We start from the raw sequence: 22,967 nt of genomic DNA, 5'->3' as shown, positions 1-22,967 counted from the left end.
CTCTCTGTCAGGCGATAAGCTCGACGCCCATGCTGGCCAGAATGGAGAGGCTCACCGTCGCAAACAACACGCCGGTGACCAGATTGAGTGGCCGCTGCACCCGTTGCAGCAACTGCTGGGCGCGGGAGGTGGAGAGGCTCCAGGCCAGCATGCCGAACCAGCAGACCGAGATGATAAAGAGCTCGACCACCAGCAGGCTGCGGGTCACTCCATCCACCTCTGGTGACACCATGGCCGCCAGCATGCCGATAAAGAACACCAGCGCCTTGGGGTTGAGCAGGTTGGTGGCGATACCGGCGCGCACGCCCTTGCCCCAACCGGATAGCTCGTTGGCGGCGCTCTGCATCACGGTACTGCTCTGCTGGCGAGCAGCCATCAGGGCGCCCCAGCCCAGCCAGCCCAGATAGAGGGCGCCGCCGCACTTGATCACCATAAACAGCATGGGGTTGTTGGCGATCAGCATACTGATGCCGGTCAGGCTCAGGGTGGCGTGCACCATGATAGCGAGCGAGATGCCAAGCGCGGCGCCAAGGGCGGTCGGCCGGTGCAGGCTGGTACGCAGGATCAGGGCAAAATCGGGGCCGGGGCTGGCCAGCCCGATCAGGTGCATAAGGCCAAGGGTAAGGAAAAGACTGGTCAGCATAGCAACTCTCAAAAAAGTGATATGCCGCCAGCATGGCGGATCAGCGGGGAGTCCGGCTTGTAAAAGATTGCATCTGGGCACGAAATTCGGCGGGGGTCAGGCCAAAAGCCTGGCGAAAACCGTGGTGGAAGTGGCTCTGGTCGAAGAAACCGACCGCCAGCGCCACCTCGCTCACCGCCATGCCGCTCGCCAGCAACCGCTTGCCCTGCTCCAGCCGCAGCCGCTTGAGCCAGGCGTAGGGCGTCATGCCGCTGCGCTTCTTGAACTGGCGCAGAAAGGCGAAGCGATCGAGCCCGACCAGCCCCGCCAGCTCCTCCAGCGAGTGAGGCTCGTCGAGCCGGGCCAGCAGATAGTCGCGCAGATAGCGCAGCTGGGGATCGGCCAGCTGGTGTACTTCGGGCGCCAGTTGCAGCAGCTCCCCGAGCAGGGCGAGCAGCTGCCCCTCGATCAGCAGGCCATCAGCCTGCGGATTGTCGAGGTAGCTGTGCAACTGGGCAAAGCCCTGATAGAGGTCGGGGCGGCTCTGCAACCCCTTGTCGAAGAAGGGCTCCGGCTGATCGGGCAGCCAGAGGGAGAGCTGCTGCGGATCGATGGCAAAGACCCGCACTTCGTACCCTTCCGGCAGCAGGCTGAGGCCGTCGTGCACCTCGTCCGGGTTGACGGTCGACAGCTCGCCGCGCACCAGGGTGTGGCTGTTTCCCTTGTGGATAAACTTCTGGCCACCGCGCTGCACCAGCCCGATATGGTAGTCGAGATGGACATGGCGGCCGTAGCTGAACGCCCGATGATGGGAGTGTGACAGCTCGACCCCCGGCAGGTGCGGGGATTGCCAGTAGCGGATAAGGGAATCAGTAGTACTCATGGGCTATAGATACACCGCAAGCAAGCAGAAGAGCTTGTAGATTATTGCATTCCGGCCGCGTGGTTGCAGCAGGCTCAACGACCCCCCAAACGAGACGGCGGATCCACCAGCGAGACGAGGGGGTGCTGCTCGAACACATGTTGCAACGCCTGCGCCAACGCGGGCTGCCGCGCCGCCAACGTTTTGGCCAGCGCCATGTGCACTTCCAGCGGGGTAACCGGCAGATAGATGAGGCGGGTCGCCACCGACTGCTGGGCCCGAAAGTAGTTGGCCGAGATATCGTTGGAAAAGAGTGCGGCATCGATCCGCCCACGCACCAACTTCTGCATGTTGCCATGCTCCCAGTTACGCTGGGAGAGAGCATCAATCCGGATCTGAGGATGCTGCAGCAATGGCGGCACGATCGCCTGACTCGACCAGCCAATCGCGGCGCCGAAGAGATCCTCCTGCCGCTCGACCGACCGCAACAGTGATGGCGCCAGCACCACCAGCACAGGCCGCAGCAACAACAGATAAGGCTCGACATAGTGGATATGCTTTGCCCGCTCGGGGGTATAGCTCAACAACGGCGTCAGTTCGCATTCACCACTTTCTAGATTACTGAGCAAGCGCGCGACATTGAGACCCTGCCATGCGATCGGCCGCCCCAGCACGGGCTCTACATGAAGTCTGAAATAGTCGATCACCGGCCCGGAGACCTTGCCCTGCGGATCGATGGAAACCAGTGGAGCCAGCTGGAAAACACATCCCCGCAGGGGCGCACTGGCCGCGACAGATGGGTTGAACATGATAGAGGGAAGAACAAGTGCCGAGAGCACTGACAGCAAACGCATACCTGAAAGAGAAATGCCCATAAGTGCCGACCCGATACCCTGATAGCCATCAGCATGGCACAAGGCAGTAGGGCGGGCTATCTCCCCCCTTGCCCCCAACTTGCCGCCGGATATCACCAGCCGGTTCTATTGCGATAAAAATCAATAAACCCTTTGTTTTGATAGGTTTTTTATCATTGCGTATATTGCCTTCAAAATTCACGCCCATCTCTTAAGTGGTACTTTTATGAGACTATTACTGATTGCTTTATCCTTTTTTGCTGCAACTGCAAGCGCCAGTGAACAACTGTCCGTGCCTTACTACGACTGGGGCAGTTGCCCGTTTGAAGGGTGTACCTATCAACAGTGGACAACCAAGCAGGAAGTGATTGCCAGAGCCAAGCCCTCTTGGACCGCCAAAGCTCTGTTCAAGGTACCGCGTGGTAAAAAGGTCGAGGGACTGACCGGCGTGGTCATCGTCGAAAAGGCCGGGACAGTCAAGATTCTGAAACCGGTCAAGCTCGGCTATAACGACAAGGGTGAGGGCCCGTTGCTTAGCCTGAAAGCGGGTGAGCAGCTCTATACCCTGGTCAGCCTAGGGGAAGGGGCGATGCGGTTCTGGTACAAGGGCAAGACTTACACGCTGGACTATGACTACGAGCGCCCCCAGATCAAATATGGCGCCACACCGAAAAGCCAATGGTGGGTAAAAATTCGTGACCAGCAAGGACGTGAGGGCTGGGTTGCCGAAGCCAAGAACTTCGCCCATATGGACCGTTTCGAGTAATAACGACAGCCTGCCCCAGCTAGGGGGCAGGCTGTTGACGAGAGTTACTGCCCGGGTTGCAGCTTCATCTCCTGCAGATACTCCTGCACCTGCAGCTTGTAGTCAGCCTGATAGGAGAACTTGGTGCTGTCGCTCGCCGCAATCAGGTTGACTGCGGTGCAGAACAGGGCGGCCGCCAGCAGCCCCTTGCCAACCCACTGCGGGTAACGACGGCTCCAGCGCACCAGCAGCAGCAGGATCGGGAACAGGGCGTAGGGGAAGATCAGCATCAGGTGCCAGTAGTTGAAGATGATGGGCGACAGGGCCGCACTCACCAGTACCGCCAGCACCGCCGCCAGTGCATAGAGGCCGAGCCAGCTCTCGCCATCTACTGGCGCACGGTCGCTGCGCAGCAGACGCGGCTTGAGTTCCCGCCACAGCTGCCAGTTGGCCTTGGCCGCCAGCAACACAGTTGCGGAACCCACGCCGTAAATCACGATGCGCCACACCCAGATCGCTGCCATCTGCAGGTATTCGTGCCCCGCCAGCCAGATAAACTGGGTGTCGTTGACCAGCTTGCTGGCAAACAGCCAGGAGCCGTAGCGCAGCCAGTAGAGCACTGATTTCAGCACCGGATAGACATGCACCAGCCCCCAGCCGATATAGCGCTGACGAGCCTCGGGATCGACGTTCTGGGTGATGTGGCTATTGCTCATCACTTCCATCGCGTAAGGGATCAGGGAGGCACCGATCAACAGGGCTGCCACCACCACCCCGCTCCAGCTCACCTTGAGAATGCGGCGCCAGAAGAGATAGGTGGACATCACCGCCAGCAGCGGCCAGGAGTAGTGCAGCTGCATCGCCATGCCGATAGCCAGCAGGTGCACGATCATGTGCCAGAAGGAGGCTCGCTCGCGCATATGCCAAGCCGACCAGCAGTGCATGGCCGAGAAGAGAAACAGATAGGAGGGGTTGTAGAGCAGGCTCTCGTACTGGAACCAGGGGTTGAGCCAGCAGAGCACCAGAAACAGCAGGCGCACCCTGTCATCAAACACCTGACGGATCACAGCATCAAACAGCAGGAATCCGACCAAGCGCATCGCCAGCAGCAACACCATGGGGGCATAGGGAGAATCCCACAGCAGCAGCGGCCCACCGATCAGCCAGGCCGACAAGCTGCCCGGCACATTGCCCACCGCACTCGCCGCATTGCCATAGCTGAGCCAGACCCCCTCATAAGCCCCTAGGTAACCCTTGTAGAGCATCTGGGTCTGATCGCCGGTGAGGAGTTGCAACTGGAAGAAAATCAGGGAGATCAGCAGCCCCCCGCCAAGGCCCAGATAAAACAACCCTTTGGATCCGCTCCTCTTTTGTAATTCGTTCAATCCCTGTGGCTCCTGTTATGTAGGGTTCTTGCAATTCATCGAGGCAATCCATCTGACGAAGGTCTGCTCGAACTCGTTCATATCCAGCGAATTGATATCCTGACTGGTCAGTGACTTGGAAAAAAGCGTCATGGCATCCCGGGTATTGGGGTGCCACTCAGCGTAGTTTTCACCTCCCCCGCCCAGATCCGGGTTATAGAGTCCCAGGATCGGCAAGTTCAGCCCCGCCGCAATATGCACGGTGGCGGTATCTACCGACACCAAAGCAACCGAGTGACGCAGCTGGGTAAAGAGCCCGCCGAGCGATGGTGCCTCTGGCGACAGCAGGATCCGTGCTGGCTCGCTGGCTTTATCGCGCAATGTGGCGACCTCCTGCTCCATCCCTGGCGGGAAAAGCAGGCAGAGGGGTTGCTGGCAATGGGCCAGCATCAGCTCCAGCATGCGGGCAATCATCTCCGGTCGCAGACGGCGGGCGCCACCGCTGCCATACGGGTTGAAAGCGATCACCTGTTGCGCGGCAGGCCACCATGCTGCCAGATTTTGCTCCCACTCGGGACTATGGGGGATCACATATCGGGTATCGGGGTCGCGAATCCCCATGCTGTCCAGCAGCGCCGCAAACTTGTCGGCAAAGTGGCGTCCGGCCGTGCGTTCGCCAAGCTTGATATCAATGGAAGCCAGCGCATCATCCATGCCCGCAATGTGGCAGGCATCGACCTGATTCAAAAAGTAGATATCTTTCATCTTCAGTGACTTGCCAAGATGAACCAGATATCCGACCCGCCCCAGAGAGTGGGCAAGCGCCTTGAGCTCACCATAACCCGGGCGCTTGGGCACCTCGATGACCCGATCTGCTCCCAGATGATCGCGAAATAGCGGAGCCATGGCTCGGGTCGTCACAACCCACACTTCCCGCCTGGGCTGGACCCGGCGAATCTCCCGTGCAACCCAGGAGGAGACGATGGCATCACCCAGCTTGGCATCCCAACGAAGCAGCACCACCTTGCCACTGCCATCGTCAGCCGGACGACTGCGCGCCCGGTCAAACAACCAGCGACCCAACCGGCGACGCAATACATCGCGCGCCAGTTGCAGGTTATTTATGTATGACATTAAGCCCTTTACTCTCGGAATAGAACATTGCGATTAAAAAGAATAGCATCGATGTTTGATATTCAATATAATTCGCATAAAACATGCCCATAATAAGAAACGAACTGACCAGCCCAACTCCTGGAAATGCCTTTCCACTCTGGATAAAAGACCAGGCTATATACACGATGAAAAAATAAAAAATCACTGTATACAACACACCCATTTTATTCCCTGAATCTATATATGCGTTATGTAAATCACGAAGCGAATAATTTCCCAATGTCTGCTCAATTAATTTTTTAGAACCAACTTCAGATTCAGAGTCCAAGTATGAAACATATTCTTTTTCGAAGTTTTTAAATCCAATGCCAAATAAAAATTGCATAGGTTCTTCTGACGCATTAAAAGAAATCCATTTTAGACCATTTTTCCACATCAATAATCTACTATAGTTTGAGTAATCACGCTCTGTCGTTTCAGTCACAGACAACGCTCGATTGATAACTACTTCTATTTTTTCTGGTTGTATTTTATAAATAGAAAAAGTGAATGCACTGAACAACACAACGAAAACTACCAAGTATTTTCTATTGAAAAACAACATATAGATAGCTGAAACAATTATCACAGCGATCCAACCAGATCTACCACCGGAAAGAATCAAGCTAATAAATGTCAATGCCATACATATGCCGAGCATAAGTTTTTTAGATAAAACTACTTCATCAGAAATTTTCGCTAACAAGAAAATGAAAACAAAGGTTGTAATTTCAGTCCAGCGCAGCACATCCCATAATCCAGCGACTCTTTGTCCACTCCACCCACCTTCCTGTAATATGAAAGCTTGCACAAATGACCAGAATACTGATATCGCAAAACCTGACATTGATAAAATTAAGGCCATTTTTCTGCTTTCTTTATCACGCAGAGCCAATACTAGCGCGGGAAATGCCAATAGGAAAAGTCCCTTGTAAAAAAAATAGCCTACATCACCAATATATCCAGGAGATAATACCCTTGACAACACTCCAATTAAAAATAAAAAAACCGCACTAAAAATAACCTTATCACCTTTTAATTCGCCATAATAACTTTCATCAACAATACAACGGTAGATAAAGAACAAAACCAATAATGCCGTAGATATAGTAATCGCTGGCTTACTGACAAATATACTTACCGAAAAAATATAGAGTAATATTTTCTCTATCTTTTGAAAATTCATATCACTTTGCTCTGTTTATTTTCTGAACATATAATTCCCGCGGATTTTGCGCCACAGCCCAAACACATCCGTGCGGGGGAAGATGGCGATCCGGCGGATCTGGTAGGGGTCCTGGTGCATCGCTTTGGGGCCACTGTTGGTGGCAACCGCAAAACGATACCCTGCGGCGATGGCCTGCTCCTTGGCACTGTCGTTGATGTCTCCGTAAGGATAGGCAAACGAGAGCAGCGGCTGGCCAAGCAAGGCCTCCAGCTGGCGTTTGTTTTCCTGAATTTCATGGGCTTGTTGCTCTGGCGGGAGTTTGCTCAGACGAGGATGGGTCAGGGTGTGACCCCCAATCTCCACATGGCCACTCGCCGCCAATGCCTTGACCTGCTCGCCATTCATCAGGGGAACAGATGTATCGGGATTGGTCGGATGCTCCACATCCCAACGGTTATAACCTTCGCCAGTCACCACGTACACCACTGCTTTGTAACCATATTTTTCCAGCAGTGGCAACATGCGGGTCAAATTGTCCTGATAGCCGTCATCGGCGGTGATCATCAGGTACTTCTTGCCGTATTGCAGACGGTGGATAAAGCCTTTGTCCGCCAGATCGCGGAAAGTCAGGGTCTCGTAGCCGAGCCACTTCATCAGGCGCAGATGCTTCTCGAACATGGTGATCGGCATCCAGGTACCGTGCACCCCTTTCTCGCTCTCGTGTTCGATAAAACGGTGGTACATGATGACCGGCATCTCGCGGCACAGGGTTTCAACCACAGCATCCTGATAGATGGTTTCGAGGCCGGATACTACCCCCTGCAAGCCGTACTCGTCCTGAATCCGCTGGCGAATGGCTTCCGGCACCACCTTGCTGGCCAGGGCGGATTTGATTTCGCCCTTCAGCGCAGCAAAATCGATAGCCAGATCCTTGGGACCGATATCGCCGAAGTTGCTGGCCAGCGCTTCATCCAGATTCTGTTCAGTCACCAGACCAATTGCCTTGGCTTCGCCGATAGCGAAGGCGGGCCGGCCGCAGAGCAGCGCTTCCATGGCTACCCGACCGGCACCAATGACCAGGTCGCAACCCGCCAGCAGAGCAGGCACATCATCGACATAACCGACAAACTCGGCACGATCCTGAAAACGGGCAAAACGCTCGGGCACGCGGGTACCGCTGACAACCCGCACCTTGCAGGTCTCCAGATCGAGCACTTCATCGAGCAAGCGGTAGCAGAGTTCCCCTTTGGGACCACTCAAGCGGCCAATGATGGCGATCACCGGCTTGTCATTATCCGGCGCCGGCACGGACTGGAACTTGTCGGTTTCGATACCGTTGCGCAGCACCTGCACAATGGCGGGATCCACGCCAAGGTTGTCGATGATCTGCCGGGCGATGTCCTCGCAAACGGCAACCGCCCTGAACCCAAGGGCATGGAACGCTTTGCGGGATGCGTGTACCGGCTGGCGGCCATGTACCGTGGTGATCATCGGGGTACCGGTCAGTTTGCAAGCGACATAGCTGCTCCAGCCGGAGGCACGGGAGTGAGCATGTACCAACTGGATATGGTGCTTCTTGATCAGATAGATAAGGTAAAAGACGTGCCAGAAACGGCGCAGGATACTGCGCTTGTTGAATCGAAGCTTGAAGACGGGACCAAGGGTTGGCTTGGTCAGCGTATCCGACACATAAAAGACGTTGTGACCACGCCGGGTCAGTTCGTTGCCGACCGTGGTGGCATAAACCTCGGCGCCCGTCACTTCGAGCTGGGAGAGTGCCATCAATATGTTCATTGCGTGGTTACCCGGTAGAAACTGAGAAAAACAGTGACAAACAACAGAGCCGGAAACAGGTATGGCCTGCTTCCGGCTTGTCTACATAGGCAGTGTAAAACTCACCCGTTAGCGGTTGAGCCACGCCATGTAATCTGCAACCCCTTCGGCCACAGTCTTGAACTCGGCGTCATAACCTGCGTTGCGCAGCTTGGTCATGTCGGCCTGGGTAAAGCTCTGGTAGCGACCCTTGAGGTGATCCGGGAAGGGGATGTATTCGATAGAACCCTTCTGATGATGCTTGATCACCGCTTCGGCCACGTTCTGGAACGGCTCGGCGCGACCGGTACCACAGTTGAAGATGCCGGAGTGCTGCGGGTTCTGCCAGAACCACAGGTTTACCTTGCAGACGTCGTCGATATAGATGAAGTCACGCATCTGACCACCGTTGGGGAAACCGTCGCAACCTTCGAACAGCTTGGGATTCTCGCCCTTCTTCACCTGGGTATTGAGGTGGAAGGCAACAGAGGCCATGGAGCCTTTGTGCTGCTCGCGCGGGCCGTAGACGTTGAAGTACTTGAGACCAACGACCTGAGAGTTGATCTCCGGCATCCAGCGGCGCACGTACTGGTCGAACAGCTGCTTGGAGTAGCCATAGACGTTGAGCGGCTGCTCGAACTTGGGATCTTCAATGAAGTTGTCGTTGCGACCGCCGTAAGTGGCGGCAGAAGAGGCGTAAATGAAGGGAATTTCACGCTCGATGCAGTAGTGGAACAGGTCCTTGGAGTACTCGTAGTTGACCTCCATGATGAACTTGCCGTTCCACTCGGTCGTCGCCGAGCAGGCACCTTCGTGGAAGATAACCTCAATGCCGTCCCACTCTTCGAATTCGTCGCCGGAAACGATACGCGCCTGGAACTCGTCTTTGTCCATGTAGTCAGCGATGGTCAGATCGACCAGATTGACGAACTTGGTGCCGTCGGTCAGGTCATCAATGACCACGATATCGGTCCGTCCTTGAGCGTTCAGCTGCTTGACCAGATTGCTGCCGATAAAGCCAGCACCGCCAGTTACTACGATCATGGAGTTTGCCTCTCGTACGTTGATGGCTACATGTGACTGCTTGTTAAAGCTGTGTATAGTGAGCCAATTTGAAATTGCCGAAAAGTTTATCACGGGCAGTCTGGGGATTCGACCTTGTTCCATTTGCCCCGGACGGAACCCGTTGGAGGAATGAGTGATGAAGACCAGAGACAGGATCATTCACAGCGCCACCGAGCTGTTCAACGATCAGGGTGAGCGTAACATCACCACCAACCATATTGCGGCGCACATGGGCATCAGTCCGGGCAACCTCTATTACCACTTCCGTAATAAAGAGGACATCATCCACTCCATCTTCGATCAGTATGCCCGCCACCTGAGCGAAAGCTTCATCCCGACCCGCAACCGTGAAATCACCCTGCAGGATTTGATGGGCTATCTGGATGCCATCTTCTATCTGATGTGGCAGTTCCGCTTCTTCTACGCCAACCTGCCGGACATCCTGAGCCGGGACGAGCCACTGCAGCAGAAATACCTCAAGGCGCAGGAGCAGATGAGAGCCTCGGTCGTGACCCTGCTCAAGAGCCTGCGCGAAGGGGGCATTATCGATGTCAGCGATGAAGACCTGCCGGATCTCGGTCAGACCATCAAGATGGTGGTCACCTGCTGGATCCCGTTCCAGATTGCCCAGGCACCCAATACCCGCATCACCAAGCCACTGCTCTATCAGGGAGTGCTGAAGGTGCTGTTTCTACTGCGCCCCTACGTGCAACCGCAAGTCGCCGAACAGATCCGGCAGCTGGAGCAACACTACCGCCAACTGGCCCAACCAGCCGGGTGAGATCTGTTTCACAATTGTTTAATTGCAGAACAATAATTTGAATTAACCGCAACAAACTGAAGTAAAATGTGGCCCTCTGTTGATACTCAGCTGAAATAGCCAATAAGGATCGAGGATGTCTAACGGATTCTATCGTCACCTGACCGAGCAACTGCATCAGGTGCAAGCTGAAGGGTTGTACAAGCAGGAACGCATCATCACCTCCGCCCAGCAGGCAAGCATCGCCGTGGGTGGGGAGCAGGTACTGAACTTCTGTGCCAACAACTATCTGGGATTGGCCAACCACCCGGATCTGATCGCCGCTGCCCATCAAGGCCTCGACAGCCACGGCTTCGGCATGGCCTCGGTTCGCTTCATCTGTGGCACCCAGGATCAGCACAAGGAGCTGGAGCAGAAGATGTCTGCCTTCCTGGGCACTGAAGACACCATCCTCTACTCCTCCTGCTTCGATGCCAACGGAGGTCTGTTCGAGACCCTGCTCGGCGCCGAAGACGCTATCATCTCCGATGCACTCAACCACGCCTCCATCATCGATGGTGTGCGCCTGTGCAAGGCCAAGCGTTATCGCTACGCCAACAACGACATGGCCGAGCTGGAAGCCCAGCTGAAACAGGCTGACGCCGATGGCGCCCGCTTCAAGCTGATCGCCACCGATGGCGTCTTCTCCATGGATGGCGTTATCGCCGACCTCAAATCTATCTGCGATCTGGCCGACAAATACGATGCGCTGGTGATGGTGGATGACTCCCACGCCGTCGGCTTTATCGGTGAAAACGGTCGTGGCACCCACGAATATTGCGGTGTGATGGATCGGGTCGATATCATCACCGGCACTCTGGGCAAGGCGCTCGGTGGCGCCTCCGGCGGTTATACCTCGGGCAAGAAAGAGGTGATCGACTGGCTGCGCCAGCGCTCCCGCCCCTACCTCTTCTCCAACTCGCTGGCCCCCTCCATCGTTGCAGCCACCATCAAGGTGATCGACATGCTGGCCGAAGGTCACGACCTGCGCGCCCGCCTGCAAGAGAACAGCCGCTATTTCCGCGAGCGCATGAGTGCTGCCGGCTTTACCCTGGCTGGGGCCGATCACGCCATCATTCCGGTGATGCTGGGCGATGCCAAGCTGGCTGCCGAGATGGCCAGCCGCATGCTGGCGGCCGGTATCTACGTGGTAGGTTTCTCCTTCCCGGTAGTGCCGAAAGGTCAGGCGCGCATTCGTACCCAGATGTCCGCCGCTCACACCCGCGAGCAGCTGGACAAGGCGATCGACGCCTTCATCCGCATTGGCCGCGAACTCGCCATCATCTGATTTGCATCGAGGGGCCCTGTGCCCCTCCCTTCTTTCTGCATTCATAGCAAAGGATCCGCCATGAAAGCCCTGTCCAAACTCAAGCCCGAGATCGGCATCTGGATGACCGACGTTCCCACACCGGAGCTGGGCCACAACGACCTGCTGATCAAAATTCGCAAAACCGCCATCTGCGGCACCGACATCCATATCTACAACTGGGATGAGTGGTCGCAGAAGACCATTCCGGTTCCTATGGTGGTAGGCCACGAATATGTCGGCGAAGTCGTCGCTATCGGCCAAGAAGTTCGAGGCTTCGCCATCGGTGATCGCGTTTCCGGTGAAGGCCACATCACCTGTGGCCACTGCCGCAACTGCCGCGCCGGCCGCACCCACCTCTGTCGCAACACCACGGGGGTGGGCGTCAACCGGCCCGGGGCCTTCGCCGAATATCTGGTGATCCCCGCCTTCAATGCCTTCAAGCTGCCGGACAACATCCCGGACGAACTGGCCGCCATTTTCGACCCGTTTGGCAATGCAGTGCATACTGCCCTCTCCTTCGATCTGGTGGGTGAAGATGTACTCATCACCGGTGCCGGCCCTATCGGCATCATGGCTGCCGCCGTCTGCCGTCATGTTGGTGCCCGCCACGTGGTGATCACCGACGTCAACGAATACCGGCTGGAACTGGCACGCAAGATGGGCGCCACCCGTACCGTCAACATCGGCAAGGAGAAGCTCGCCGACGTGATGAGCGAGCTGGGAATGACGGAAGGGTTTGACGTGGGGCTGGAGATGTCCGGCGTACCGAGCGCCTTCCAGGAAATGCTCGACAAGATGAACCATGGCGGCAAGATCGCCATGCTCGGCATCCCCCCCTCGACCATGGCCATCGACTGGAACAAGGTGATCTTCAAGGGGCTGTTTATCAAAGGGATCTATGGCCGCGAGATGTTCGAAACCTGGTACAAGATGGCCAGCCTGATCCAGTCAGGACTGGATCTCTCCCCCATCATCACCCACCGCTTCCACATCGACGAGTTCCAGCAAGGCTTTGATGCCATGCGCTCCGGCCACTCCGGCAAGGTGATTCTGAGCTGGGATAAATAACCTGTTGCCCTTAACTTGTTAAAACCCGGCATCCGCCGGGTTTCTTTTTCAGAAGCACATCGTCAGACAGCGTGATACGGGCCAAAAGTTTACTTGCAGAGTGTTTAACACTTCACACACAAGCGTTTAAATGGCTGTAACTATTCGGTTATAATCCGTCCGGTTCACAGGGATAATAAGAGAGTGCTGGGAGTATATGAGCGTGCTGAAAAAACTGAGCTATCTGCTGGCTGTCGGTATGACCGCTGTCAGCCTGTCCGGAGCAGCATTTGCTGCTGACGATATGTCACCGGATGCCATTGCCGAACGGATCAAACCGGTCGGTCAGGTCTATACCGCCAAGGATCTGGAAGGTATTGCCGGTGCGGGCGCAGCGCCTGCGGCAGCCGCTTCTTCCGGCCCGCGCGATGGCGAAACCGTGTTCAAGGGCGCCTGCTTCGCCTGTCACGACACCGGTGCAGCCGGCGCGCCCAAACGTGGCGACAAAGCGGCTTGGGAGCCCCGTATCGCCCAGGGCATTGAAACGCTCAAGAAGCATGCCATTGGTGGCTTTACCGGCAAATCCGGCATGATGCCCCCGCGCGGCACCTGCGCAACGTGTAGTGACGAAGAGATTGAGAACGCCATCCACTACATGATCGACAAGCTCTAAGTATTTGAAAGGGCCGCATATGCGGCCCTTTCAATCTATCGCCTTCCAGCTACTCTTGTATGGTAGACATACTCGGGAGTTGCTCATCTCATGTCGTCCCAATCCATCGAATCCCACTATTCAACTCCTCTGCTGGCGTTGGTCTCGGCCATTATGGACTTTCCCGCGCCACACACAGCAACGACCGACAACTACAACGCCCTGATCCAGCAGATTGACCAACTCTGCCCTCTGCAACATTTTGGCATGCTTGGCCTCTCCGATACCGGATTGAACTGGGTATATGCCCACAAGATCAGTGACTCGTTCAAACAGCAACTGGGACGGGAACAGTCCCGGATCACCGATCAACTGACCCAGCTGGATGAGGCCGATGGCTGGTGCGTTTTTCCTATCGAACATGGCCAGGTACAGTGGTTGCTGGCACGCAGCACACCAACAGATCTCCCGACCCTGCGCCTGCTGCTCGAATGTCTGGCCAAACGGCTGACCGAAACCCAGGCAGGCTCCCATCTGGCAGAGCCCCCCTCTCCACTGATCCGCAAAGACCCCAACTGGCAGAAGAAAATCGAGAGCATCAGCCGCATCATGCGACTGGCCAATACCCTTCCCAGTCAAGCGCTCTTCTCCCAGCTGGAAGCTGTGCTGCGCCAGATGCTGGCTATTGAGGACATGCTGCTGGTCAGGCTCAATACTCACAAGCTGGAAAAGGTCTACCCAGCGACCCCGCATCAGAGCGATGAATTCATCAGCGGTCTGTGTCATAGCACCAGCAATATCGAGGTCAGCAAAGAGTCGCTGTTCTGGCACAGCATGCCGCTGCGCCTGCAACAACAGTATTTCGCTCATTTCATCATCAGCACGTCCACCCCATTGGAGGCAGATGACAAACTCTTCCTCGACTTTTTGCGTGGCCAGCTCACGCTGCTGCTTGAGCTGAAGCGGATCCGTCAGCAGCTTAACGACATCAATACCGAAGACTCCATCAACCAGCGCCTCCAGCAGCTGCGCCAGACCAACCTCAGATTGCAAAAGCAGCTCAAACAGCATCAGGAGCTGGAACGCAGACTGCAATTTGACGCCCTGCACGACCCTCTAACCCAGCTGCCCAACCGGGCTTTGCTGATGAATCACCTCAACCACGCAATGACCCACTACAACCGCTACAAATCGCCCGGGTTTGCCGTGATTTTTATCGATGTGGATCACTTCAAGCAGATCAACGATACCCTGGGCCACAGCGCCGGGGATCAGTTGCTCAAGGAGATAAGCCGCCGCCTGCAAACCTGCATTCGGCAAAATGATCTGGTAGCAAGACTGGGGGGAGACGAGTTCGTCATCTATCTGGACAGCAGCAAGAACGATGACGACATCAGCCCGGTTTTGAACCGGATCATCAGCCGGCTCTCCTACCCTTTCAGGCTGCTCGGCAACGAGCTGAGCATCACCGTCAGCCTGGGCGTCTCCATCGCATCCGAACAAACAACGGATATAAGCCAGTTGCTTCATCAGGCCGATCTCGCCATGTATCAGGCCAAGCGCAATGGCCGAAGCCGCATCGTCAGCTACTCGGAGGATTGCATCAACCAGAACTGGAACTCGCCGGAAGAGATGCTGGCCAGAGCACTGCGCGAAGGGCGTATCGTCCCCTACTTCCAGCCTGTGATCCGACTGCAGGACAGCCGACTGACCGGCCTTGAGGTGATGGCTCGCTGGCTGACGGAAGAAGGTGTGCTGAAAGATGCCTTTGATTTCATCCCGCTGGCGGAACAGTGCGGCCTTATTCTCGATCTGGATTACCAGATCCTGCGCCACACCTGCCAGCAGCTGAAAAACTGGTTGCCACTGTCGGGACAGAGCAAATTCAAGGTGGCTATCAATCTCTCCGGTAAGCATCTGGTCAACCACGACCATATCATGCGGCTGATAACCATCCTGGAAGAGGAGGGGGTCTCCCCCAGCTACCTGATATTTGAATTCAACGAGCGGGAGCTGTCACGGCAGGATTCCGATGCCCTGGCCTCGCTGCACGAGCTACGCGCCAAGGGCATCCAGATCAGCCTCGACGATTTTGGGACCGGCTTCTCCTCCCTCAACGCTCTGTTCCACTTCCCGGTGGACTACATCAAGGTGGATGACAGCTTTACCCAGCGCATGTTGCAGTCCCCCAAAGACCTCGCGCTAATCCGCGCCATGCGCGACATCTGTCAGGATCTGGATTACACCCTTGTAGTGGAAGGCATAGAGAACCAGCAGCAATTGCAGAAGCTAATCGATATTGGCTGCCGGATGGGACAGGGGCGTTATATCTCACCGCCCATGCCAGGCACCGACATAGTCCCGCTGCTTACCCCGGCCAGCCTTTAGGGTTAATCCTTCTTGAACATGGCTCGCAGATTGGCCACCGCCATCTGCCCCTTCTGCTGGCGCTCCTCGGCCGTCACCTTCTTCTGGTTTTCCCACTCCAGATCATCCTGTGGCAGCTCCAGCAGGAAGCGGCTCGGCTCCGGACGCACCGACTCGCCGTACTGACGCCGCTCCTTGCAAAGAGTAAAGGTCAGCTCGGTCTGGGCCCGGGTAATGCCCACATAGGCGAGACGCCGCTCCTCCTCGACATTATCTTCATCGATGCTGGTCTGGTGGGGCAGCAAGCCCTCTTCCATCCCCACCATGTAGACATAGGGAAACTCCAGCCCCTTGGAGGCGTGCAGCGTCATCAACTGCACCTGATCAGCGTCATCCTCCCCCTCGTTGCGCTCCATCATGTCACGCAGGGTGAGGCGAGTGACCACCTGTGCCAGCGTCATCGACTCCTCCAGCTCATCCCCCTCCAACATCTCGGTGATCCAGCGATAGAGGGTAGAGACGTTCTGCATCCGCATCTCGGCTGCTTTCGGGCTGGGCGAGGTCTCGTAGAGCCACTCTTCGTAGTGGATCTCCTTGATCATGTCCCGCACCGCCTCCACTGGATTGCCGCGCAACGCCTCATCGCCAAGGCGTACCAACCAGTTGGTGAATGCCTGCAGGGCCACGAGGCCACGCCCGGAGAGGTGCTGTTCCAGCCCCAGCTCGAAGCTGGCGGCAAACAGGCTCTTGCCGCGCTGATTGGCGTATTGGCCAAGCTTTTCGAGGGTAGTGGGGCCAATCTCGCGGCGCGGCAGGTTGACCACCCGCAGGAAGGCGGTGTCCTCATCCGGATTCACCAGCAGCTTGAGATAGGCCATGATGTCCTTGATTTCGGTGCGGGAGAAAAACGAGGTGCCGCCGGAGATGCGATAGGGAATCCGGTTGGTCATCAGCGCCTTCTCGAAGATGCGCGACTGATGGTTGCCCCGATAGAGGATGGCGTAATCTTTGAACCGGGTGCGGTTCATAAATTTGTGGCCCATCATTTCGGCGGCGATGCGCTCCGCCTCGTGCTCCTCGTTCTTGGCAAACAGCACCTTGACCGGCACCCCGTAATCGAGCTCGGAGAAGAGCGCCTTGTCGAACACATGGGGGTTGTTGGCAATCAGGATGTTGGCGCACTTGAGGATGCGCCCCTTGGAACGGTAGTTCTGCTCCAGTTTGATGAGCCGCAGATTCGGAAAGTCTTCGTTCAGCAGCACCAGGTTCTGCGGCTTGGCGCCGCGCCAGGAGTAGATGGACTGGTCATCGTCCCCCACCACGGTGAAGCGGGCGCGCTCGCCGACGATCTGCTTCACCAGCTCGTACTGGCTGGTGTTGGTGTCCTGATACTCGTCGACCAGCAGGTAGCGGATCTTGTTCTGCCAACGCTCACGCACCTCCTGATTGCTCTTGAGCAGCAGGGTCGGCATCACGATGAGGTCGTCAAAATCCAGCGCGTTATAGGCCACCATCTGGCGGTGATAACGCTCGTAGAGCTGGGCCATCAACACCTCTTCCGGCCCGCGAGCAATACGCATGGCGCGGGCGGGCAGGATAAGATCGTTCTTCCAGTTGGAGATCTGGGTAATGAGGGCCGAGAGCTTGTCCTTGTCGTTGTCGAGCTCGTCTTCAGTCAATTCTTTCAGCAGCGCCAGCTGGTCGGTGTCGTCAAACAGGGAGAAGTTCGCCTTGAGATTCAGGCTCTTGTGCTCCCGACGAATGATATCGAGCCCTAGGGTATGGAAGGTGGAGACCATCAGCCCCCGCGCTTCCTTGCGACCCAGGGTCTGGCCGACCCGCTCCTTCATCTCCCGCGCCGCCTTGTTGGTAAAGGTGACCGCAGCGATGTTGCGCGCACTGTAGCCGCACTGCTGCACCAGATAGGCAATCTTGTTGGTGATGACGCGGGTCTTGCCCGATCCGGCACCCGCCAGCACCAGGCAAGGGCCGGAGACATACTTGACCGCTTCGTTCTGATTGGGGTTGAGCTTCATGGGCCGGATCTCTTGGCTTATGATGAGGGGCGGCATTGTACCAGAAATCACCCGACGAGCCGTACCTGCTGCACGGCAGGCAACCGCCAATCGGGCTTATCGCGCCTTGTGTTCGGGCGCTATTTTCAGGATCATGGCCGACCTTTCGAGATGATGACTTTTTCCAGATGATGAGGGGAGCATGAATCAGCAACAGCACGACCAGCTGCGCAGCCAGTTTCCGGCCTTGACGCAGGAGGTAAACAGCCACCCTCTGGTCTATCTGGACAACGCCGCCACTACCCAGAAGCCGCACGCTGTACTGGATGCCATCGCTCACTACTATGGGGTCGACAACGCCAACGTGCACCGTGCCGCCCACGCCCTGAGTGGCCGCGCGACCCGCGCCTTCGAAACTGCCCGCGAGACGGTCGCCCGCTTTATCAATACACCCCGCAGCCAAGAGGTGATCTGGACCCGCGGCACCACGGAAGCGATCAATCTGGTGGCCCAGAGCTGGGGGATGAGCGAGCTCAAGGCAGGGGACGAAATCATCCTCAGCACGCTGGAGCACCACGCCAATATCGTCCCGTGGCAGCTGGTCGCCCAGCGTACCGGCGCAGTCATCCGGATTATTCCCCTCGATGAGCGGTGCGATCTCGATCTGGCCGCCTATCACGCCATGTTGGGGCCACGCACCCGGCTGGTAAGCGTGGCCCACGTCTCAAATGCCCTCGGTACCGTCAATCCGGTCAAAGAGATAGTGGCGGCCGCCAAAGCGGTTGGCGCCGTGACGTTGATCGACGGTGCCCAAGCGGTGGCTCATCTCGAGGTGGATATGCAAGCTATCGGTTGCGACTTCTACGCCTTCTCCGGCCACAAGCTCTATGGCCCGACCGGCATCGGTGTGTTGTGGGGCCGCACCGAGCTATTGGAGCGGATGCCGCCCTGGCAAGCCGGTGGCGAGATGATCGATCGGGTCAGTTTCAGCGGCACCACCTTCAATACCCTGCCTTTCAAATTCGAGGCGGGCACCCCCCATATTGCTGGCGCTATCGGCCTCGCCGCCGCCATCGACTTTGTGATGGCGCAAGATCGGCAATGGCTCGCCCAACATGAGCAGGCACTGACCGACTATCTGGTAGCTGGCCTGCAACAGGTGCCGGGGTTGCGTCTGGTCGGCGAACCCGGCCAACGCGCCGGTGCTGTCTCTTTCTTGCTCGACGACATCCACCCGCAAGATGCTGCTACCCTGCTCGACATGCAGGGTATCGCCCTGCGAGTCGGCCATCACTGCGCCATGCCACTGATGGAATCCCTCGGGATCGGCGGCACCATGCGCGCCTCGCTGGCCTGCTACAACAATCGGGATGATGTCGACGCTCTGCTGGCCGCCCTGCACAAACTCAGTGACTTCTTCTAAGGCAGATAACCGAATGAGTGACCTCGCAAGCTATACCCAGATTGGCCTTGAGCCCAACGCCGACACCATCCGCCAGCAGTTTGCCGCCGCTCACGGCTGGGAGAACCAGTACCGGCTCATCATCCAGCTCGGTAAACAGCTGCCGGAGCTACCCAGCGAATGGCAGCAGGAGGAGTCCCGCCTCAAGGGGTGTGAAAGCCAGGCCTGGCTGAAGGGAGAACAAAGCGAGGATGGCTGCTGGCATTTTGCCTGTGATTCCGATGCCCGCATCGTGCGGGGCCTTATCGTCATCGTACTGGCAGCGCTCAACCACCAATCGTCTGCGGCGATCCAGGCTTTTGATATGGAGGGATATTTTACCGAACTGGGGCTTGAGAAACACTTGAGCCCGTCACGAGGTAACGGGCTCAGAGCGATCGTGCTGGCGATCCGGGAGCAGGCTGTCTAACCCGCTTTGTGCAGAGGTCGATTAGGCTTCGCCAATCGACCCTACTTCTTCATTCCCGGCCTCTTTCTCGGCGCGGGCCCCCCGCTCGGCAATCTTCTTTAATACCCGGGATGCGGCAACCAGTCCAAAGGTTGCCGTCACCGGCGTCACGGCGCCAAAGCCGGAGGCGCAATCCATCTTCATGGTGCCATCGCTGGCCGCCTTGGCCTGACAGGTGCCACCATTGCCATCCGGATAGCTCAGCTGCTCGGTTGAGAAGACACACTCCACCCCGAATTTGCGCGCCGGATTCTTGCTGAAGTTGTGCAATCGGCGCAGATCGGAGCGCACCTTGGCCGCCAACGGGTCTTGAATAGTCTTGGCCAGATCGGCCACAGTGATCTGGGTCGGATCCATCTGCCCGCCAGCACCACCCGCCACAATCACCGGGATCTTGTTGCGCTTGCAGAAGGCAATCAGCGCCACCTTGGCCTTGACCGAATCGATGGCATCCACCACATAGTCAAACTCCCGCTTGATATGCTCGGCCAGGTTATCAGCGGTGACGAAATCGTCCACCTCGATCACTTCGCAATCAGGATTGATGGCGCGAATACGCTCGGCCATCACCTCGGTTTTGAGGCGACCAACCGTACCCTGCATGGCGTGGATCTGGCGATTGGTGTTGGTGATGCAGATATCGTCCATGTCGATCAGGGTGATCTGGTTGATACCAGCGCGGGCCAGCGCCTCTGCTGCCCAGGAGCCCACGCCACCGATACCCACCACACAGACCTTGGCCTGGCTAAAGGAACGCAGTGCGCTCTGACCATAAAGACGGGCAATGCCCCCGAATCGCTGTAGATATTCTGCTTTCATACCACCACCTTGCTTGAGGGCGGCCATTATAGCGACAAGCACAGCCAGCGGCGATGGCATAACCGGAGAAAATCGGGGAGGAAAAACAGAGAAAACGGCGGAGAAGAGAGAATGATCGGTCAATTATCAGGCGATTTGCTGATTTTCAGGCAATAAAAAACCCCGCTCGATGAGCGGGGTTCTTAAATTGGGTGCCTGGCAGTGTCCTACTCTCGCATGGCGAATGCCACACTACCATCGGCGCTACCGCGTTTCACTTCTGAGTTCGGCATGGGATCAGGTGGTTCCACGGCGCTATTGCCGCCAGGCAAAATCTTCAATCTGAGAAAGCTGACGTAAGTAATTCGTTCGTATTTGCTACAAGCCTTAGAACACTTCTTGGGTGTTGTATGGTTAAGCCTCACGGGTAATTAGTATGGGTTAGCTCAACACGTCGCCGCGCTTACACACCCCACCTATCAACGTTGTGGTCTCCAACGGCCCTTTAGGACCCTCAAGGGGTCAGGGATGACTCATCTCAGGGCTCGCTTCCCGCTTAGATGCTTTCAGCGGTTATCGATTCCGAACTTAGCTACCGGGCAGTGCCACTGGCGTGACAACCCGAACACCAGAGGTTCGTTCACTCCGGTCCTCTCGTACTAGGAGCAACTCCCTTCAATCATCCAACGCCCACGGCAGATAGGGACCGAACTGTCTCACGACGTTCTGAACCCAGCTCGCGTACCACTTTAAATGGCGAACAGCCATACCCTTGGGACCGACTTCAGCCCCAGGATGTGATGAGCCGACATCGAGGTGCCAAACACCGCCGTCGATATGAACTCTTGGGCGGTATCAGCCTGTTATCCCCGGAGTACCTTTTATCCGTTGAGCGATGGCCCTTCCATTCAGAACCACCGGATCACTATGACCTACTTTCGTACCTGCTCGACCTGTCCGTCTCGCAGTTAAGCTGGCTTATGCCATTGCACTAACCTCCTGATGTCCGACCAGGATTAGCCAACCTTCGTGCTCCTCCGTTACTCTTTGGGAGGAGACCGCCCCAGTCAAACTACCCACCAGGCACTGTCCGCGGCCCAGATTCATGGGCCTGCGTTAGAACATCAAACATACAAGGGTGGTATTTCAAGGACGGCTCCAGCGCAACTGGCGTCACGCCTTCAAAGCCTCCCACCTATCCTACACATGTAGGTTCAATGTTCAGTGCCAAGCTGTAGTAAAGGTTCACGGGGTCTTTCCGTCTAGCCGCGGGTACACCGCATCTTCACGGCGAATTCGATTTCACTGAGTCTCGGGTGGAGACAGCATGGCCATGGTTACACCATTCGTGCAGGTCGGAACTTACCCGACAAGGAATTTCGCTACCTTAGGACCGTTATAGTTACGGCCGCCGTTTACCGGGGCTTCGATCAAGAGCTTCGCTTGCGCTAACCCCATCAATTAACCTTCCGGCACCGGGCAGGTGTCACACCCTATACGTCCACTTTCGTGTTTGCAGAGTGCTGTGTTTTTGATAAACAGTCCCAGCCATCTGGTCACTGCGACTCCCGCCAGCTCCATCCGCAAGGGACTTCACCAACAAGAGCGTACCTTCTCCCGAAGTTACGGTACTATTTTGCCTAGTTCCTTCACCCGAGTTCTCTCAAGCGCCTTGGTATTCTCTACCCGACCACCTGTGTCGGTTTGGGGTACGATGACTTGTAATCTGAAGCTTAGAGGCTTTTCCTGGAAGCAGGGCATCAATGGCTTCCGCACCGTAGTGCGTTCGTCTCGTGTCTCAGCGTTGCACCTCCGGATTTACCTAAAGGTACCGCCTACGCACTTTCACCAGGACAACCGTCGCCTGGCCCACCTAGCCTTCTCCGTCCCCCCATCGCAATTACAAGTCGTGCAGGAATATTAACCTGCTTCCCATCGACTACGCCTTTCGGCCTCGCCTTAGGGGTCGACTCACCCTGCCCCGATTAACGTTGGACAGGAACCCTTGGTCTTCCGGCGAGGAGGCTTTTCACCCCCTTTATCGTTACTTACGTCAGCATTCGCACTTCTGATATCTCCAGCATACCTCTCGATACACCTTCGCAGACTTACAGAACGCTCCCCTACCACTCACACATAAGTGTGAATCCGCGGCTTCGGTGCCTGGTTTGAGCCCCGTTACATCTTCCGCGCAGGCCGACTCGACTAGTGAGCTATTACGCTTTCTTTAAATGATGGCTGCTTCTAAGCCAACATCCTAGCTGTCTGAGCCTTCCCACATCGTTTCCCACTTAACCAGAACTTTGGGACCTTAGCCGGCGGTCTGGGTTGTTTCCCTCTTCACGACGGACGTTAGCACCCGCCGTGTGTCTCCCGGATAGTACTTACTGGTATTCGGAGTTTGCATGGGGTTGGTAAGTCGG

Annotated in this window: 18 protein-coding genes and 2 rRNA genes (1 of these 20 running past the window's edge); 8 read left to right on the top strand and 12 right to left on the bottom strand. The window is 56.6% G+C overall.

Annotation, left to right across the window (positions count from 1 at the left end):
* Positions 1 to 7 precede the first annotated feature (7 nt).
* The 3 genes from I6L40_RS02875 to I6L40_RS02865 all read right to left on the bottom strand — a co-directional run bounded on the left by I6L40_RS02875 (position 8) and on the right by I6L40_RS02865 (position 2,359).
* Positions 8 to 643, bottom strand: coding sequence for a LysE family translocator (locus tag I6L40_RS02875; RefSeq protein WP_216994957.1), 636 nt, complete (start codon positions 641 to 643; stop codon positions 8 to 10).
* 40 nt (positions 644 to 683) lie between these two features.
* Entirely contained in the window at positions 684 to 1,505 is an 822-nt protein-coding gene (locus I6L40_RS02870; protein WP_041209800.1) for an AraC family transcriptional regulator, read from the bottom strand.
* Between the two features lie 74 nt (positions 1,506 to 1,579).
* Positions 1,580 to 2,359, bottom strand: a complete 780-nt coding sequence (locus tag I6L40_RS02865) for an ABC transporter substrate-binding protein (RefSeq protein ID WP_254204072.1) — start codon at positions 2,357 to 2,359, stop codon at positions 1,580 to 1,582.
* Positions 2,360 to 2,564: 205 nt separating this feature from the next.
* Between I6L40_RS02865 and I6L40_RS02860 the strand changes: the two genes are divergently transcribed.
* Positions 2,565 to 3,104, top strand: a complete 540-nt coding sequence (locus I6L40_RS02860) for a hypothetical protein (RefSeq protein WP_216994956.1) — start codon at positions 2,565 to 2,567, stop codon at positions 3,102 to 3,104.
* A gap of 44 nt (positions 3,105 to 3,148) precedes the next feature.
* Here I6L40_RS02860 and I6L40_RS02855 read toward each other — a convergent pair whose 3' ends face one another.
* The 5 genes from I6L40_RS02855 to rfaD form a co-directional block, all read right to left on the bottom strand.
* Positions 3,149 to 4,348, bottom strand: coding sequence for a 3-deoxy-D-manno-octulosonic acid transferase (locus I6L40_RS02855; RefSeq protein WP_216995403.1), 1,200 nt, complete (start codon positions 4,346 to 4,348; stop codon positions 3,149 to 3,151).
* Between the two features lie 135 nt (positions 4,349 to 4,483).
* Positions 4,484 to 5,581, bottom strand: coding sequence for a glycosyltransferase family 9 protein (locus I6L40_RS02850; RefSeq protein WP_071913891.1), 1,098 nt, complete (start codon positions 5,579 to 5,581; stop codon positions 4,484 to 4,486).
* The gene (locus tag I6L40_RS02845) at positions 5,565 to 6,788 is read right to left on the bottom strand and encodes an O-antigen ligase (protein WP_216994955.1); all 1,224 of its coding nucleotides are present in this window, start codon (positions 6,786 to 6,788) and stop codon (positions 5,565 to 5,567) included. The genes I6L40_RS02850 and I6L40_RS02845 overlap by 17 nt, the downstream gene beginning before the upstream one ends.
* 15 nt (positions 6,789 to 6,803) lie before the next feature.
* On the bottom strand, positions 6,804 to 8,564 hold the full coding sequence (locus I6L40_RS02840; RefSeq protein WP_071913887.1) for a polysaccharide deacetylase family protein: 1,761 nt from the start codon (positions 8,562 to 8,564) through the stop codon (positions 6,804 to 6,806).
* Positions 8,565 to 8,672: 108 nt separating this feature from the next.
* A complete protein-coding gene (gene rfaD, locus I6L40_RS02835; RefSeq protein ID WP_042029589.1) occupies positions 8,673 to 9,626 on the bottom strand; it encodes an ADP-glyceromanno-heptose 6-epimerase in 954 nt (317 codons plus the stop codon).
* Positions 9,627 to 9,783: 157 nt separating this feature from the next.
* On the opposite strand from rfaD, the gene I6L40_RS02830 reads away from it, so the two are divergent.
* The 5 genes from I6L40_RS02830 (at position 9,784) to I6L40_RS02810 (ending at position 15,842) form a co-directional block, all read left to right on the top strand.
* Entirely contained in the window at positions 9,784 to 10,428 is a 645-nt protein-coding gene (locus I6L40_RS02830) for a TetR/AcrR family transcriptional regulator (protein ID WP_071913885.1), read from the top strand.
* 115 nt (positions 10,429 to 10,543) lie between these two features.
* Positions 10,544 to 11,734 carry a glycine C-acetyltransferase gene (locus tag I6L40_RS02825; RefSeq protein ID WP_071913883.1) on the top strand — a complete coding sequence of 397 codons (1,191 nt, stop codon included), beginning with the start codon at positions 10,544 to 10,546 and terminating at the stop codon, positions 11,732 to 11,734.
* A 60-nt stretch (positions 11,735 to 11,794) separates the two neighbouring features.
* Positions 11,795 to 12,823 carry an L-threonine 3-dehydrogenase gene (tdh, locus tag I6L40_RS02820; protein WP_071913880.1) on the top strand — a complete coding sequence of 343 codons (1,029 nt, stop codon included), beginning with the start codon at positions 11,795 to 11,797 and terminating at the stop codon, positions 12,821 to 12,823.
* A 196-nt stretch (positions 12,824 to 13,019) separates the two neighbouring features.
* Positions 13,020 to 13,475, top strand: a complete 456-nt coding sequence (locus tag I6L40_RS02815; RefSeq protein ID WP_041209812.1) for a cytochrome c5 family protein — start codon at positions 13,020 to 13,022, stop codon at positions 13,473 to 13,475.
* A gap of 90 nt (positions 13,476 to 13,565) precedes the next feature.
* Positions 13,566 to 15,842 carry a bifunctional diguanylate cyclase/phosphodiesterase gene (locus tag I6L40_RS02810; protein ID WP_071913878.1) on the top strand — a complete coding sequence of 759 codons (2,277 nt, stop codon included), beginning with the start codon at positions 13,566 to 13,568 and terminating at the stop codon, positions 15,840 to 15,842.
* A 2-nt stretch (positions 15,843 to 15,844) separates the two neighbouring features.
* Here I6L40_RS02810 and rep read toward each other — a convergent pair whose 3' ends face one another.
* Positions 15,845 to 17,857 carry a DNA helicase Rep gene (rep, locus tag I6L40_RS02805; protein ID WP_071913876.1) on the bottom strand — a complete coding sequence of 671 codons (2,013 nt, stop codon included), beginning with the start codon at positions 17,855 to 17,857 and terminating at the stop codon, positions 15,845 to 15,847.
* A gap of 181 nt (positions 17,858 to 18,038) precedes the next feature.
* Between rep and I6L40_RS02800 the strand changes: the two genes are divergently transcribed.
* Positions 18,039 to 19,259, top strand: coding sequence for a cysteine desulfurase (locus I6L40_RS02800; RefSeq protein WP_071913874.1), 1,221 nt, complete (start codon positions 18,039 to 18,041; stop codon positions 19,257 to 19,259).
* 13 nt (positions 19,260 to 19,272) lie between these two features.
* Positions 19,273 to 19,707: a SufE family protein gene (locus tag I6L40_RS02795; RefSeq protein WP_071913872.1), complete on the top strand. Its 435-nt coding sequence runs from the start codon at positions 19,273 to 19,275 to the stop codon at positions 19,705 to 19,707.
* A gap of 21 nt (positions 19,708 to 19,728) precedes the next feature.
* Here I6L40_RS02795 and tcdA read toward each other — a convergent pair whose 3' ends face one another.
* From tcdA to I6L40_RS02780, 3 genes are all read right to left on the bottom strand, one after another.
* A complete protein-coding gene (tcdA, locus tag I6L40_RS02790) occupies positions 19,729 to 20,565 on the bottom strand; it encodes a tRNA cyclic N6-threonylcarbamoyladenosine(37) synthase TcdA (RefSeq protein WP_071913869.1) in 837 nt (278 codons plus the stop codon).
* 193 nt (positions 20,566 to 20,758) lie between these two features.
* Positions 20,759 to 20,873 (bottom strand): 5S ribosomal RNA (rrf, locus tag I6L40_RS02785).
* An 81-nt stretch (positions 20,874 to 20,954) separates the two neighbouring features.
* Positions 20,955 to 22,967, bottom strand: a 23S ribosomal RNA gene (locus I6L40_RS02780) (it continues 877 nt past the right edge of the window).

The organism is Aeromonas sp. FDAARGOS 1410 (genome assembly GCF_019048745.1).
Taxonomy (GTDB): domain Bacteria; phylum Pseudomonadota; class Gammaproteobacteria; order Enterobacterales; family Aeromonadaceae; genus Aeromonas; species Aeromonas jandaei.
Note: the sequence above shows the minus strand (reverse complement) of the source record. Positions and strands in the feature narration are given on the sequence as shown.

Bases quoted from the DNA above. Each gene is read 5' to 3' on its own strand.
- I6L40_RS02875 (WP_216994957.1), bottom strand. From the start codon at position 643: ATGCTGACCAGTCTTTTCCTTACCCTTGGCCTTATGCACCTGATCGGG.
- I6L40_RS02870 (WP_041209800.1), bottom strand. From the start codon at position 1,505: ATGAGTACTACTGATTCCCTTATCCGCTACTGGCAATCCCCGCACCTG.
- I6L40_RS02865 (WP_254204072.1), bottom strand. From the start codon at position 2,359: ATGGGCATTTCTCTTTCAGGTATGCGTTTGCTGTCAGTGCTCTCGGCA.
- I6L40_RS02860 (WP_216994956.1), top strand. From the start codon at position 2,565: ATGAGACTATTACTGATTGCTTTATCCTTTTTTGCTGCAACTGCAAGC.
- I6L40_RS02855 (WP_216995403.1), bottom strand. From the start codon at position 4,348: ATGCTCTACAAGGGTTACCTAGGGGCTTATGAGGGGGTCTGGCTCAGC.
- I6L40_RS02850 (WP_071913891.1), bottom strand. From the start codon at position 5,581: ATGTCATACATAAATAACCTGCAACTGGCGCGCGATGTATTGCGTCGC.
- I6L40_RS02845 (WP_216994955.1), bottom strand. From the start codon at position 6,788: ATGAATTTTCAAAAGATAGAGAAAATATTACTCTATATTTTTTCGGTA.
- I6L40_RS02840 (WP_071913887.1), bottom strand. From the start codon at position 8,564: ATGAACATATTGATGGCACTCTCCCAGCTCGAAGTGACGGGCGCCGAG.
- rfaD (WP_042029589.1), bottom strand. From the start codon at position 9,626: ATGATCGTAGTAACTGGCGGTGCTGGCTTTATCGGCAGCAATCTGGTC.
- I6L40_RS02830 (WP_071913885.1), top strand. From the start codon at position 9,784: ATGAAGACCAGAGACAGGATCATTCACAGCGCCACCGAGCTGTTCAAC.
- I6L40_RS02825 (WP_071913883.1), top strand. From the start codon at position 10,544: ATGTCTAACGGATTCTATCGTCACCTGACCGAGCAACTGCATCAGGTG.
- tdh (WP_071913880.1), top strand. From the start codon at position 11,795: ATGAAAGCCCTGTCCAAACTCAAGCCCGAGATCGGCATCTGGATGACC.
- I6L40_RS02815 (WP_041209812.1), top strand. From the start codon at position 13,020: ATGAGCGTGCTGAAAAAACTGAGCTATCTGCTGGCTGTCGGTATGACC.
- I6L40_RS02810 (WP_071913878.1), top strand. From the start codon at position 13,566: ATGTCGTCCCAATCCATCGAATCCCACTATTCAACTCCTCTGCTGGCG.
- rep (WP_071913876.1), bottom strand. From the start codon at position 17,857: ATGAAGCTCAACCCCAATCAGAACGAAGCGGTCAAGTATGTCTCCGGC.
- I6L40_RS02800 (WP_071913874.1), top strand. From the start codon at position 18,039: ATGAATCAGCAACAGCACGACCAGCTGCGCAGCCAGTTTCCGGCCTTG.
- I6L40_RS02795 (WP_071913872.1), top strand. From the start codon at position 19,273: ATGAGTGACCTCGCAAGCTATACCCAGATTGGCCTTGAGCCCAACGCC.
- tcdA (WP_071913869.1), bottom strand. From the start codon at position 20,565: ATGAAAGCAGAATATCTACAGCGATTCGGGGGCATTGCCCGTCTTTAT.